Source organism: Micromonospora okii, from assembly GCF_020884795.1.
In the GTDB taxonomy this organism is placed as follows: domain Bacteria; phylum Actinomycetota; class Actinomycetes; order Mycobacteriales; family Micromonosporaceae; genus Micromonospora; species Micromonospora okii.
In genome coordinates this window covers 228329-244140 of sequence record NZ_BBZF01000021.1, presented here as the reverse complement: position 1 = coordinate 244140, position 15812 = coordinate 228329, and the positions used below count along the sequence as shown (strand labels likewise).

Annotated in this window: 1 protein-coding gene; it reads left to right on the top strand. The window is 77.2% G+C overall.

Translation table 11 applies throughout. The features are described 5' to 3' along the window. Position 1 precedes the first annotated feature (1 nt). Positions 2–15802 (top strand): type I polyketide synthase, encoded by a 15801-nt coding sequence (locus tag LPU43_RS20865; protein ID WP_229402176.1) that lies wholly within the window; start codon positions 2–4, stop codon positions 15800–15802. Positions 15803–15812: the final 10 nt, after the last annotated feature.

Sequence of the window (15812 nt, the reverse complement as noted above, 5' to 3'; positions counted from 1 at the left end):
TATGTCGGCGCCAGACGACCAGATCGTCCAGGCACTGCGTGCCTCGCTGAAGGAGAACGCCCGGCTTCAGCAGGAGAACCGGTCCCTCGCCGCCGCAGCCGCGGAGCCCATCGCGATCGTCTCCATGGCCTGCCGCTACGCCGGGGGCATCCGCAACCCTGAGGACCTGTGGCGGGTGGTGACCGAGGGCACCGACGTCTACACCGGCTTCCCCACCGACCGGGGCTGGGACCTGGAGGGGCTCTACCACCCGGACCCGGACAACCCCGGCACCACGTACGTGCGGGAGGGCGCCTTCCTGCACGACGCCGCGCAGTTCGACGCCGCCTTCTTCGGCATCTCGCCGCGCGAGGCCCTGGCGATGGACCCGCAGCAGCGCCAACTGCTCGAGGTGTCCTGGGAGACCTTCGAGCGCGCCGGTATCGACCCGCACTCGGTGCGGGGCAGCGACATCGGGGTCTTCGCCGGCATCGTGCACCAGGACTACGCCCCCGACCTCAGCGGCTTCGAGGGGTTTCTCAGCCTGGAACGTGCCCTGGGCACGGCGGGCGGCGTCGCCTCCGGCCGGGTCGCGTACACCCTCGGGCTCGAAGGCCCGGCGGTCACCGTCGACACGATGTGCTCGTCGTCGCTGGTGGCCATCCACCTGGCCGCGCAGGCGCTACGCCGGGGCGAGTGCTCGATGGCGCTGGCCGGCGGCGCGACGGTCATGGCCACGCCGGGCGGGTTCGTCGGCTTCGCCCGCCAGCGGGGGCTCGCCTTCGACGGGCGCTGCAAGTCCTACGCGGCGGGCGCCGACGGCTCCAGCTGGGCCGAGGGCGTGGGTGTGCTGCTGCTGGAGCGCCTGTCGGTGGCCCGGGAGCGCGGGCACCAGGTGCTGGCGGTGATCCGGGGCAGCGCGGTGAACCAGGACGGCGCGTCCAACGGCCTGACCGCCCCGAACGGGCCGTCGCAGCGGCGGGTCATCGGCAACGCGCTGGCCGCCGCGGGGCTGTCGCCGGCGGAGGTGGACGCGGTCGAGGGGCACGGCACGGGCACGGTGCTGGGCGACCCGATCGAGGCGCAGGCGCTGCTGGCCACGTACGGGCAGGGCCGCGACCCGCAGCAGCCGCTGTGGCTCGGCTCGGTCAAGTCGATCATCGGGCACACGCAGGCGGCCTCCGGCGTCGCCGGCGTGATCAAGACGGTGCAGGCGCTGCGGCACGAGGTCCTCCCGGCCACCCGGCACATCGACGCGCCCACCCCGCAGGTGGACTGGACCGCCGGCGCGGTGGAGCTGTTGACCGAGGCCCGGCCGTGGCGGCGCAACGGTCGCCCGCGCCGGGCCGGGGTGTCCGCGTTCGGCGCCAGCGGCACGAACGCGCACCTGATCCTGGAGGAGGCCCCGCAGGACGAGGCGGCCCCGGCCCCGGCGGAGTCGACCCCCACCGGGGTCGTACCGCTGGTGGTGTCGGCCGGCACCGCCACGTCCCTGGCCGCGCAGGCGGGCCGGCTCGCGGCGTTCCTCGACGACGCCACCGACGTGCCCCTGGCCCACGTGGCGGGGACGCTGGCGTCGGGCCGGGCGGTGCTCGGCGAGCGGGCCGTGGTGGTCGCGGCCTCCGCCGAGGAGGCGTCGACCGGGCTGGGCGCGCTGGCGCGCGGCGAGACCGCGCCCGGCCTGGTCACCGGCTCGGGCGTGCCCGGCAAGGTCGTCTGGGTGTTCCCGGGCCAGGGCACGCAGTGGGTCGGCATGGGCCGGGAGCTGCTGGACTCCTCGCCGGTTTTCGCGGAGCGGATCGCCGAGTGCGCCGACGCCCTGGGGCGGTGGGTCGACTGGTCGCTGGTGGACGTGCTGCGTGGCGACGCCGAGCCCGACCTGCTGGAGCGGGTCGACGTGGTGCAGCCGGCGAGCTTCGCGGTGATGGTGGGCCTGGCGGCGGTCTGGTCGTCGGTGGGCGTGGTTCCCGACGCGGTGGTGGGTCACTCGCAGGGTGAGATCGCGGCGGCGTGCGTGGCGGGCGCGCTGTCGTTGCAGGACGCGGCGCGGGTGGTGGCGCTGCGCAGCCAGGCCATCGCCGCGACGCTGTCCGGTCGCGGCGGGATGGCGTCGGTGGCGCTGCCCGAGGACGAGGCGGCCGAGCGGCTGGCGCGGTGGGCGGGCCGGGTCGAGGTCGCGGCGGTCAACGGGCCGTCGTCGGTGGTGATCGCCGGCGACGCCGAGGCGCTGGACGAGGCCCTCGACGCGCTGGACGACCAGGGCGTGCGGGTGCGGCGGGTCGCGGTGGACTACGCCTCCCACAGCCGGCACGTCGAGGACATCCGCGACGCGCTCGCCGAGGCGCTGGCCGGCCTCGACGCGAAGGCCCCGCAGGTGCCCTTCTACTCCACCGTCACGGGGGAGTGGATCGGCGAGGCCGGGGTGGTCGACGGCGGTTACTGGTACCGGAACCTGCGCGGCCAGGTGCGGTTCGGGCCGGCGATCGCGGAGCTGATCGACCAGGGGCACGGGGTGTTCGTGGAGGTCAGCGCCCACCCGGTGCTGGTCCAGCCGATCGCCGGAATCGTCGACCACAGCGGTGCCGACGTCGTGGCGACCGGGTCGCTGCGCCGCGACGACGGCGGGCTGCGGCGGCTGCTGACGTCCATGGCCGAGCTGTTCGTCCGGGGCGTCGCCGTCGACTGGGCCGCGGTCCTGCCCGCCGGGGCGGCCTCGGCGCGCGTCGACCTGCCGACGTACGCGTTCGACCACCAGCACTACTGGCTGCACATGGGCGACTCGGTCACCGACGCGGCGTCGTTGGGCCTGGTCGGGGCCGACCACCCGCTGCTGGGCGCCGTGGTGCCGCTGCCGCAGTCCGACGGGCTGGTCTTCACCTCGCGGCTGTCGCTGCGCACGCACCCGTGGCTCGCCGACCACGCGATCGGCGGCGTGGTGCTCATCCCCGGCACCGTCTACGTCGACCTCGCCATCCGGGCGGGTGACGAGTTCGGCTTCGGCGTCCTGGAAGAACTCGTGATCGAGGCGCCGCTGGTGCTGCCCGAGCGCGGCGGCGTGCGGCTCCAGGTCGCCGTCGGCGCACCGGGGGCCACCGGGTCGCGCCCGGTGGCCGTGTACTCGCTGCGCGAGGACGAGGCGGAGGTGTGGACGCGGCACGCCGCCGGTCTCCTGGCGACCACCCCGGCGACGTCGACGGGGGCGGCATTCGACTTCACCGCGTGGCCGCCGCAGGGCGTGCGGCAGGTCGACATCGAGGGCTTCTACGCCGACCTCGTCGAGCGCGGCTACGCCTACGGGCCCGCGTTCCAGGGGCTGCGCGCGGTGTGGCGGCGCGGCGACGAGGTGTTCGCCGAGGTCTCGCTCCCCGACGACCACCGGGAGGACGCCGGCAGCTTCGGCCTGCACCCGGCGCTGCTGGACGCCGCCCTGCACACCAACGCCTTCGCCAACCCCGACGACGACCGCCAGGTGCTGCCGTTCGCGTGGAACGGGTTGGTGCTGCACGCCGTGGGCGCGTCGGCGCTGCGCGTGCGGGTCGCGCCGGCCGGGCCGGACGCGTTGTCGTTCCAGGCCGCCGACGATACCGGCGCCCCGGTCGTGACGATGGACTCGCTGGTGTCGCTGCCGGTCTCCGCCGAACAGCTCGAGACGGCGGCGGCGGAGAGCCGCGACTCGCTGTTCCGGGTGGAGTGGGCCGAGCTGCCCCCGGCCACGGGCGAGCCGACGGCGTCGTGGGCGGCGGTGGCCACGGCGGACGACGTGGCGGCCCTGACCCGCAACGCCCCCGCGCCCGCCACGGCCGTGCTGCACGCCGTCGGCGACGACGACGGCCCGCTGGCACTGACCACCCGGGTGCTGGCGGTCGTGCAGGCGTGGCTGACCGGGGACGGGCTGGCCGACTCCCGGCTGGTGGTCGTCACCCGGGGCGCGGCGCCCGCGGGCGACGGCGCGGTGCGCGACCCCGCCGGCGCGGCGGTCTGGGGGCTGGTGCGGGCCGCCCAGGCCGAGAACCCGGAGCGGATCGTCCTGGTCGACACCGACCCCGCCGGCACCGACCCGATGCTGGGCGCGGCGCTGGCCACCGGCGAACCGCAGATCGCCGTACGCGGCACGGCCCTCCTCGCGCCCCGCCTGGCCCACGCCGGCGGCCAGGCGCCGGACGCGCCCGCCGTGTTCCGCCCGGACGGGACGGTGCTGGTCACGGGCGGCACGGGGTCGCTGGGCGCGGTGCTCGCCCGGCACCTGGTCTCCCGGCACGGGGTGCGGCGGCTGGTGCTGGCAGGCCGGCGCGGCGTGGCCGCCGAGGGCGTGGCGGAACTGGTCGCCGAGCTGGCCGGCAGCGGCGCGGACGTGGCGGTGGCGGCCTGCGACGTCTCCGACCGGGAGCAGGTCGCGGCCCTGCTGGCCGCGCACCGCCCCACCGCCGTCGTGCACCTGGCGGGTGTCCTCGACGACGGCGTGATCGGCGCGCTGACCCCCGAGCGGCTGGCCGGGGTCTTCGCGCCGAAGGTCGACGCGGTGCGGCACCTTGACGAGCTGACCCGCGACACGGACCTGGACGCCTTCGTGGTGTTCTCGTCGGCCGCCGCGCTCATGGGCTCCGCCGGCCAGGGCAACTACGCCGCCGCGAACGCGTACCTGGACGGGCTGATGGCGCAGCGCCGGGCGGCCGGGCTGCCCGGCCTGTCGCTGGCGTGGGGCCTGTGGGAGCAGGCCACCGGCCTGACCGCCCACCTCAGCGCCGTCGACCAGGCGCGGATGAGCCGGGGCGGCGTCCTCGCGATGACCCCCGACGAGGGCGTCGCCCTGTTCGACGTCGGCCTGCACGCCGACCAGGCGCTGCTGGTGCCGATCAAGCTGGACCTCAGGACGATGCGCACCCAGGCGGCGGCCGGCGGTGACGTCCCGCACCTGCTGCGCGGCCTGGTCCGAGTCGGGCGGCGCACGGCGCGCGCGTCGGCCGGCGACAGCGGCTCCCTGGTGCGCCGGCTCGCCGGGCTGGCCCCGGAGGAGCAGGAGAAGCTCCTGGTGGGCATCGTCCAGGCCGAGGCGACCGCCGTGCTGGGCTTCAGCGGCCCCGAGCTGGCGCAGGGCACCCGCAAGTTCACCGAGATCGGCTTCGACTCGCTGACCGCCGTCGAGCTGCGCAACCGGCTGAGCGCGGCGACCGGCGTGAAGCTGCCCGCCACGCTGGTCTTCGACTATCCCACCCCGGTCGCGCTGGCCGGCTACCTGCGCGACGAGCTGGGCGACACGGTCGCGGACGCCCCGGCCACCGTGGCCGTGGCCGCGGACCCCGACGAGCCCATCGCGATCGTCGGCATGGCGTGCCGGCTGCCCGGCGGCGTCACCGACCCCGACGACCTGTGGCGCATGGTGGCCGAGGGGCGCGAGGGGATGTCGCCGTTCCCCGACGACCGGGGCTGGGACCTGGACGGCCTGTTCGACCCCGACCCGGACCGACCGGGCACGTCGTACACCCGGCAGGGCGGCTTCCTCCAGGGCGCGGGCCTCTTCGACGCCGGGTTCTTCGGGATCTCGCCGCGCGAGGCCCTGGCCATGGACCCGCAGCAGCGGCTGCTGCTCGAAGCCTCGTGGGAGGCCCTGGAGCGGGCGGGCGTCGACCCGACCACGGCGCACGGCGGCGACGTCGGCGTCTTCTCCGGCGTCTCCATCCACGACTACCTCGAGTCCCTGAGCAACATGCCGGCCGAGCTGGAGGGCTTCGTCACCACGGCCACGGCCGGCAGCGTGGCGTCGGGCCGGGTGTCGTACGTGTTCGGCTTCGAGGGCCCCGCGATGACGGTCGACACGGCGTGCTCGTCGTCGCTGGTGGCGATGCACCTGGCGGCGCAGGCGCTGCGGTCCGGCGAGTGCTCGCTGGCGCTGGCCGGCGGCGTCGCCGTGATGGGCTCGCCGATCGGCGTGCTCGGCATGTCCCGGCAGCGGGGCCTGGCCGAGGACGGGCGGTGCAAGGCGTTCTCCTCCGACGCGGACGGCACGGTGCTCTCCGAGGGCGTCGCCGTGGTGGTCCTCGAACGGCTGTCGGTGGCCCGGGAGCGGGGCCACCGGGTGCTGGCCGTGATCCGGGGCAGCGCGGTGAACCAGGACGGCGCGTCCAACGGCCTGACCGCCCCGAACGGGCCGTCGCAGCAGCGGGTGATCCGCGCCGCGCTGGCCAACGCCGGGCTCACCCCGGCCGACGTGGACGCGGTCGAGGCCCACGGCACGGGCACCGCCCTGGGCGACCCGATCGAGGCGCAGGCGCTGCTGGCCACCTACGGCCGGGGCCGCGACGCGGAACGGCCGCTCTGGCTGGGCTCGCTGAAGTCCAACATCGGCCACACCCAGGCGGCGGCGGGCGCGGCCAGCGTGATCAAGATGGTGCAGGCGCTGCGGCACGACGTGCTGCCGCCCACGCTGCACGTGGCGGCGCCGACCGACCAGGTCGACTGGTCCGCCGGCGCGGTCGAGCTGCTGACTGAGGCGCGGGACTGGGCGCGCGACGGCCGCCCGCGCCGGGTGGGCGTGTCCTCGTTCGGCATCAGCGGCACGAACGCGCACATGATCATCGAGGAGGCGCCGGCCGAGGACGCCCCGGTCGTACCGGCGCAGGACGGGCCGGACGGCGTGGTGCCGCTGGTGGTGTCGGCCCGCAGCGCCGCCTCCCTGGCCGGGCAGGCGGGCCGGCTGGCGGAGTTCCTCACGGACGCCGGCGAGGTGCCGCTGCGGCGCGTGGCGGGCGCCCTGCTGTCGACGCGGGCGCTGCTCGGCGACCGCGCCGTGGTGGTGGCCGGCGCGACCGAGGAGGCCCTCGCCGGGCTCGGCGCGCTGGCGCGCGGCGAGCGCGGGGCCGGCGTGGTGACCGGCAGCGTGGGCGCGCCGGGGCGGCTGGTCTGGGTGTTCCCGGGCCAGGGCACGCAGTGGGTCGGCATGGGCCGGGAGTTGCTGGACTCGTCCCCGGTGTTCGCCGAGCGGATCGCCGAGTGCGCCGCCGCCCTGGAGCCGTTCGTGGACTGGTCCCTGGTGGACGTGCTGCGCGGCGACGCCGAGGCGGATCTGACCGACCGGGTCGACGTGCTCCAGCCGGCCAGCTTCGCCGTGATGGTGGGCCTGGCCGCCGTCTGGGCGTCGGTGGGCGTCGTGCCCGACGCCGTCGTCGGCCACTCGCAGGGTGAGATCGCCGCCGCCTGCGTGGCGGGTGCGCTGCCGCTGGCGGACGCGGCCCGGGTCGTGGCGCTGCGCAGCCAGGCCATCGCGGCGCGGCTGTCCGGGCGCGGCGGCATGGCGTCGGTCGCCCTGAGCCCCGACGAGGCGGAGGCGCGGCTGGCCCCGTGGGGCGGCCGGGTCGAGGTCGCCGCCGTCAACGGGCCCTCCTCCGTGGTGATCGCCGGGGACGCCGAGGCGCTGGCCGAGGCCGTGGAGGCCCTGGGCGGCCGGCGGGTGGCGGTGGACTACGCCTCGCACACCCGGCACGTGGAGGACATCCGCGACACCCTGGCCGAGGCGCTGACCGGGATCGACGCGCAGGCGCCGGTGGTGCCCTTCTACTCCACCGTGACGGGCGAGTGGGTCCGCGACGCCGGCGTCGTCGACGGCGACTACTGGTACCGCAACCTGCGCAACCAGGTGCGGTTCGGCCCGGCCGTCGCCGACCTGATCGCCCAGGGGCACGGGGTGTTCGTGGAGGTCAGCGCCCACCCGGTGCTGGTCCAGCCGATCACCGACGTGGTCGACGGCGCGGAGGCCGACGCCGTGGTCACCGGCACGCTGCGGCGCGACGACGGCGGCCTGCGCCGGCTGCTGACGTCGATGGCCGAGCTGTTCGTCCGGGGCGTGGCCGTGGACTGGAGCGGCGTGCTGCCGCCGGTCACCGGGCGGGTGGACCTGCCCACGTACGCGTTCGACCACGAGCACTACTGGCTGCGCCCGCCCGTGGCGGCGGACGCGCCGTCGCTGGGGCTGGCCGGCGTCGACCATCCGCTGCTCGGCGCGGTCGTGCCGCTGCCGCAGTCCGACGGCCTCGTCGTCACCTCGCGGATGTCGGTGCGCACGCACCCGTGGCTGGCCGAGCACGCCGTCGGCGGCGTCGTGGTCGTCCCCGGCGCGGGGCTGGTCGAGCTGGCCGTGCGCGCCGGTGACGAGGCCGGCTGCCCGGTCCTCGACGAGCTGGTCGTCGGCACGCCGCTCGTCCTCCCCGCGCACGGCGGGGTGCGGGTGCAGATCGCCCTGAGCGGGCCCGCCGAGAACGGCACGCGCACCGTGGACGTCTACTCGCGGCGCGAGGACGCCGCCGGGGACGGGTGGACCCGGCACGCCACCGGCGTGCTGTCGGCCACGTCGCCGGCGGCGGAGCCGGTCGACCTCGCGGCCTGGCCGCCGCCGGGCGCCCGCCCCGTCGACACCGGGGAGCTCTACGCCGAGCTGGCCGAGCGCGGCCACGCGTACGGGCCGTCGTTCCGGGCGGTGCGGGCGGCGTGGCGGCGCGGCGAGGAGGTCTTCGTCGAGGTCGCCCTGCCCGAGGAGCGGGGCGCGGAGGCGGCCGGGTTCGGCATCCACCCGGTGCTGCTGGACGCGGCCCTGCACCCGGCCCTGCTCGCCACCGACGACGACGGGCGGGCCCCCCGGCAACCGCTGGACTGGCACGGGCTGGCGCTGCACGCCGTGGGCGCGTCCGCGCTGCGGGTGCGGCTGGCGTCCGCCGGTGCCGACGCCGTGTCGCTGGTCGCGGCCGACGACACCGGCGGCCTGGTGGTGACGGCCGACTCGCTCGGGCTCCGGGCGCTGCCCGCCGGGCCGTCCGACGCCGCCGGCACGGGCCCGGCGCTCGCCGACTCCCTGTTCCGGGTGGACTGGGCCGAGCTGCCCGCCGGCCCGGCGGCCCCCGCCCCGTCGTGGGTGGCGGTCGACACCGCCGACGACGTGGCCGCGCTGACCGACGCGCCGACGGCGGTCGTGCTGGAGGCGGCCGGCGAGACCGACGCGCTGGCCGCGACGTCGCGGGTGCTGGCGGTCGTCCAGACCTGGCTGGCCGGGGCGGCGTCGGAGGAGTCGCGGCTGGTGGTCGTAACCCGGGGCGCGGTGCCCGCCGGCGACGGCGCGGTGACCGACCCGGCCGCGGCGGCCGTGTGGGGCCTGGTGCGGGCCGCGCAGGGCGAGAACCCGGACCGCATCGTCCTGCTCGACCTGGACCCGGCCGCCGCCGAGGGCCCGGAGGTCGTGCTGGGCGCGGCGCTGGCCACCGACGAGCCGCAGATCGCGGTACGCGGCGCGACCCTCTCCGTTCCCCGCCTGGCCCGCGCCACCCCGGCCGCCGACGCGCCCGCCGCGTTCGGCCCGGACTCCACGGTCCTGGTCTCGGGTGCCGGCGCGCTGGGCGCGCTGGTGGCCCGGCGCCTGGTGGCCCGGCACGGGGTACGCCGGCTGGTGCTGTCCAGCCGGCGGGGCCCGGCCGCCGAGGGTGCGGCGGAGCTGGTCGCCGAGCTGACCGGGCAGGGCGCGGAGGTGACGGTGGTGGCGTGCGACGCCGCCTACCGCGACCAGGTCGCCGCCCTGCTCGCCGAGCACCGCCCGACCGCCGTCGTGCACACGGCCGGCGTCATCGACGCGGGCGTCATCGAGACGGTGACCCCGGAGAAGCTGGCCCGGGTGTTCGCGCCGAAGGTCGACGCGGTGCGGCACCTCGACGAGCTGACCCGCGAGGTGGATCTCACGGCCTTCGTCGTCTACTCCTCGGTGTCGGCGGTGTTCATGGGCGCGGGCAGCGGCAGCTACGCGGCGGCGAACGCCTTCCTGGACGGGTTGATGGCCCACCGCCGGTCCCTGGGCCTGCCGGGCCTCTCGCTGGCCTGGGGCCTGTGGGACCAGAGCACCGGCATGGCGGCCAACACCGACGAGCTGACCCGGGCCCGGATGAACCGGCGCGGCGGCCTCCAGCTCATGACGCAGGCCGAGGGCATGGAGCTCTTCGACGCCGCCCTCGGCGCGGAGCAGGCGTTGCTGGTGCCCGCCAAGCTGGACCTGCGCGGCGTGCGCGCCGACGCCTCGGCGGGCGGGGCCGTGCCGCACATGCTGCGCGGCCTGGTCCGCGCCGGCCGGCGGCAGGCGCGCTCCGGCGGCGTCGGCGGCGGACGCGGCCGGCTCGCCGAGCGGCTGGCCGGGCTCACCCCGGCCGACCAGCTCACGCTCCTGCTGGACCTCGTGCGCGGCCAGGTCGCGGCCGTGCTCGGGCATTCCGGGGCGGGGGCCGTCCGGGCGGACGCGGCGTTCAAGGACGCCGGGTTCGACTCGCTGACCTCGGTGGAGCTGCGCAACCGGCTGCGCGAGGCGACGGGCCTGAAGCTGCCCGCCACGCTGGTCTTCGACCACCCGAACCCGCAGGCCCTCGCCCGCCACCTGCGCGACGAGCTGGGCGACGCCGCGCCGGCCACGACCGCGCCGACGGTGACGGCCGCCGACCCCGACGAGCCCATCGCCATCGTGGGCATGGCGTGCCGGCTGCCCGGCGGGGTGGCCGGACCGGAGGACCTGTGGCGGCTGGTCGCCGAACGCCGGGACGCGGTGTCCGGGTTCCCCACCGACCGGGGCTGGGACCTGGAGGGCCTCTTCGACCCCGACCCGGAGCGCCCCGGCACCTCGTACACCGACCGGGGTGGCTTCCTGCACGAGGCCGGGCTCTTCGACGCGGGCTTCTTCGGCATCTCCCCGCGCGAGGCCCTGGCGATGGACCCGCAGCAGCGGCTGCTGCTGGAGACGTCGTGGGAGGCGCTGGAGGCCACCGGCGTCGACGCGACCTCGCTCAAGGGCAGCGACGTCGGCGTGTTCACCGGCGTCTTCGGTCAGGGCTACGTCGCGCCGGGGGCCAGCGTGGTCACCCCGGAGCTGGAGGGCTTCGCGGGCACCGGCGGGTCGTCGAGCGTGGCCTCGGGCCGGGTGTCGTACGTGTTCGGCTTCGAGGGGCCCGCCATCACGATCGACACGGCCTGCTCGTCGTCGCTGGTCGCCATCCACCTCGCCGCGCAGGCGCTGCGCTCCGGCGAGTGCTCGATGGCGCTGGCCGGCGGCGCGACCGTCATGGCGAACCCCGGGGCCTTCGTCGAGTTCTCCCGGCAGCGGGGCCTGGCCGTCGACGGGCGCTGCAAGGCGTTCGCCGCCGCCGCCGACGGCACCGGCTGGGCCGAGGGCGTCGGCGTGGTCGTCCTCGAACGGCTGTCGGTGGCGCGGGAGCGGGGGCACACGATCCTGGCCGTGCTGCGGGGCAGCGCGGTCAACCAGGACGGCGCGTCCAACGGCCTCACGGCCCCGAACGGGCCGTCGCAGCAGCGGGTCATCCGCCGCGCGCTGGCCAACGCCGGCCTGGCCCCGTCCGAGGTGGACGTGGTGGAGGCCCACGGCACGGGCACCGCCCTGGGCGACCCGATCGAGGCGCAGGCGCTGCTGGCCGCGTACGGCCAGGACCGCGAGCCCGGCAGGCCGCTGTGGCTGGGGTCGCTGAAGTCGAACATCGGCCACGCGCAGGCCGCCGCCGGCGTCGCCGGCGTGATCAAGGTGGTGCAGGCGCTGCGGCACGGGGTGCTGCCGGCGACGCTGCACGTGGACGCGCCCACCCCCGAGGTCGACTGGTCCGCCGGCGCGGTCGAGCTGCTGACCGAGGCGCGGGACTGGCCGCGCGAGGGCCGCCCGCGCCGGGCCGGGGTGTCCGCGTTCGGCGTCAGCGGCACCAACGCGCACCTGATCCTGGAGGAGGCGCCGCCGCAGGACGTCGCGCCCGAGCCGGGCGAAGACGACTCGCCGGACGTGCTGCCCGTCGTGGTCTCCGCGCGCAGCACCGCCTCGCTGGCGGCGCAGGCCGGCCGGCTCGCCGCGTACCTCGACGGCGACGACGAGGTGCCGCTGGCGCGCGTGGCCGGGGCGCTGGTCTCCGGCCGGGCCGCCCTCACCGAGCGCGCCGTCGTGGTGGCGGGCTCCCGGGCCGAGGCGACGACCGGGCTCGCGGCGCTGGCGCGCGGCGAGGGCGCGGCCGGCGTGGTCACCGGCCGGGCGGGCTCGCCCGGCAAGGTCGTCTGGGTCTTCCCGGGCCAGGGCACGCAGTGGGTCGGGATGGGCCGGGAACTGCTGGAGACCTCCCCGGTGTTCGCCGAGCGGATCGCCGAGTGCGCCGCCGCGCTCGCGCCCTGGGTGGACTGGTCGCTCATCGAGGTGCTGCGCGGCGAGGCCGGGCCCGAGCTGCTGGACCGGGTGGACGTGCTCCAGCCGGCCAGCTTCGCCATGATGGTCGGCCTGGCCGCCGTGTGGCGCTCGTACGGGCTGCGGCCGGACGCCGTCGTCGGCCACTCCCAGGGCGAGATCGCCGCCGCCTGCGTGGCCGGCGCGCTGTCGCTGCCGGACGCGGCCCGGGTCGTGGCGCTGCGCAGCCAGGCCATCGGCCGGGTGCTGTCGGGGCGCGGCGGCATGGCCTCGGTCGCCCTCGGCGAGGACGAGGCGGTCCCCCGGCTGACGCCGTGGGCCGACCGGGTGCAGGTCGCCGCCGTCAACAGCCCCGGCTCCGTGGTGGTCGCGGGCGAGGCCCGGGCGCTGGACGAGGCCCTGGAGGCGCTGGCGGGCGACGGCGTCCGGGTGCGGCGGGTGGCGGTGGACTACGGCTCGCACACCAGCGAGGTCGAGGCGATCCACGACCTGCTCGCCGAGACGCTGGCGGGGGTGCGCGCCCAGGCGCCGACCGTGCCGTTCTACTCGACGGTGACCCGCGAGTGGATCCGGGACGCCGGGGTCGTCGACGGCGGGTACTGGTACCGGAACCTGCGCGGCCAGGTGCGGTTCGGCCCGGCCGTCGCCGACCTGGTCGCCCAGGACCACGGCGTGTTCGTGGAGGTCAGCGCCCACCCGGTGCTGGTCCAGCCGATCAGCGAGATCGTCGACGACGCCGAGGCCGTGGTGACCTGCACCCTGCGCCGCGACGACGGCGGCCTGCGGCGGCTGCTGACCTCGATGGCCGAGCTGTACGTCCGGGGCGTGGCCGTGGACCTCGGCGGCGTGCTGCCCCCGGTGACCGGGCACGTGGACCTGCCCACGTACGCCTTCGACCACCGGCACTACTGGCTGCGCCAGCCCACCGACTCCGTCACCGACGCGGCGTCGCTGGGCCAGGCCGCGGCCGACCACCCGCTGCTGGGCGCGGTGGTGCACCTGCCGCAGTCGGACGGCCTGGTCTTCACGTCGCTGCTGTCGCTGCGGTCGCACCCGTGGCTCGCCGACCACGCGGTCGGCGGGGTCGTCATCCTCCCTGGCAGCGGGCTGGTGGAGCTGGCGGTGCGGGCCGGCGACGAGGCGGGGTGCTCGGTGCTGGACGAGCTGGTGATCGAGGCCCCGCTGGTGGTGCCGGAGTCCGGCGGCGTGCGGGTGCAGGTCGCCCTGGGCGGGCCGGGCGAGCACGGCGCGCGCACCGTGGAGGTGTACTCCCGGCGCGACGGCGGCACCGGCGCGTGGACCCGGAACGCCACCGGCCTGCTGTCGGCGACGCCGGGCGGCGGCACGGAGTTCGACTTCACCGCCTGGCCGCCCCGGGACGCGGAGCCGGTCGACGTCGGGACCTTCTACACCGACCTGGCCGAGCGCGGCTACGGCTACGGCCCCGCGTTCCAGGGCCTGCGCGCGGTCTGGCGGCGGGGCGACGAGGTGTACGCCGAGGCCGCCCTGCCCGAGGAACTGCGCGCCGAGGCGGGCCGCTTCGGCGTCCACCCGGCGCTGCTGGACGCCGCGCTACAGGCCGCCACAGCCGGCGCGGACGCGCGGGAGCCGGGCGAGGCGGTGCTGGCGTTCGCCTGGAACGGCTTCGCGCTGCACGCCGCCGGTGCCACGGCCCTGCGGGTGCGGCTCGCGCCGCACGGGCCGGAGGCGCTGCGCGTCGAGGCCGCCGACGGCACCGGCGGGCCGGTGCTGACGATGGACTCGCTGGTGTCCCGCCCGGTGTCGGCGGCGCAGCTCGGGGCCGCGGCGACCGACGTCCGCGACGCGGTGTACCGCGTCGACTGGACCGAGCTGCCCGCGACCGCCGCCGAGCCCGTGCCGTCGTGGGCGGCGGTGGCGACGGCCGACGACGTGGCGGCGCTGACCCTGGGCGACGAGGTGCCGCCGGTGGCGGTCGTCGACGCCGTCGGCGACGACGGCCCGCTCGCGGTGACGTCCCGCGTGCTGGACGTCGCGCGGGCGTGGCTGGCCGCGCCCCGGCTCGACGAGTCGCGCCTGGTCGTGCGGACCCGGGGCGCCGTGCCCGCCGGCGGCGACCACCTGCTGACCGATCCGGCCGCCGCGGCGGTGTGGGGCCTCGTGCGCTCCGCCCAGGCCGAGAACCCGGACCGGATCGTCCTGCTGGACGTCGACCCGACCGCCGAGGCCGGCGCGGAGCCGGTGCTCGCCGCCGGTGAGCCGCAGCTCGCCGTACGCGGGGCGACCCTCTCCGTTCCGCGCCTGGCCCGCGCCACCGGCCGGCTGCGGGACGAGCCGGTCGTCTTCCGCGCCGGCGGAACGGTCCTGGTCTCGGGCGCCGGCGCGCTGGGCGTGCTGGTGGCCCGGCACCTGGTGGCCCGGCACGGGGTGCGGCGGCTGGTGCTCTCCAGCCGGCGGGGCCCGGCCGCCGAGGGTGCGGCGGAGCTGGTCGCCGAGCTGACCGGCAGCGGCGCGGAGGTGACGGTGGTGGCCTGCGACATGTCCGACCGGGACCAGGTCGCCGCACTGCTCGCCGAGCACCGCCCGACCGCCGTCGTGCACACGGCCGGCGTGTTCGACGACGGGGTGATCGGCGGGCTGACCCCGCAGCGCCTGGCCGGGGTGTTCGCGCCCAAGGTCGACGCGGTGCGGCACCTCGACGAGCTGACCCGGGGCACCGACCTGGACGCGTTCGTCGTGTTCTCGTCCGTCGCGGGCGTGGTCGGCGGCGGCGGACAGGGCAGCTACGCGGCGGCGAACGCCTACCTGGACGCGGCGATGTCCCACCGGCGCGCGGCGGGCCTGCCCGGGCTGTCGCTGGCCTGGGGCCTGTGGGAACGGAGCACCGGCATGGCCGCCCACCTCAGCGTCGTCGACCACGCGCGAGCCAGCCGGGGCGGCGTCCTGGAGCTGACCCGGGCCGAGGGCCTGGACATGTTCGACCTCGCGCTGCGCGCCGACGAGGCGCTGCTGGTGCCGATCAAGCTGGACCCGGCGGTGATGCGGGCGGACGTCGCGGCCGGCGGCGCGGTGCCGTCGCTGCTGCGCGGCCTGGTGCGCCCCGGCCGGCAGCAGGCACGGGCGGCGGCGGCCCCGGACGACGGCCTGGCGCGCCGGCTCGCGGGGCTCGCCCCCGTCGACCAGGAGGCGCTGCTCCTGGACGTGGTCCGCGCCCAGGTCGCGGTCGTGCTCGGCCACGCCAGCCCGGAGGACGTGCGCCCGGACATGGCGTTCAAGGACGTCGGCTTCGACTCGCTGACCTCGGTGGAGCTGCGCAACCGGCTGCGCGAGGCGACCGGGCTGAAGCTGCCGCCCACGCTGGTCTTCGACTACCCGAACCCGCTGGTGCTCGCCGGCCACCTGCGCGCGCAACTGCGACCCGACGACGCCGCGCCCGCCGCCGGCAACGGCACCGCCGCCGACGAGGCGCGGCTGCGGCAGGCCCTCGCGTCGGTCCCCCTGGACCGGCTGCGCGCGGCGGGGCTGGTCGACGCCCTGCTCGAACTCGCCGACACCGGCGCACCCGACGACGGCGACGGCAACGGGGCCGGCGACGAGCGGGCGATCGCCGACCTCGACGTCGACGATCTCGTGGAACTGGCGCTCGGCGGTGAGTAGTCGCGTGCGG

Coding starts and splice junctions, on each gene's coding strand:
- LPU43_RS20865 (WP_229402176.1), top strand. CDS start 2: ATGTCGGCGCCAGACGACCAGATCGTCCAGGCACTGCGTGCCTCGCTG.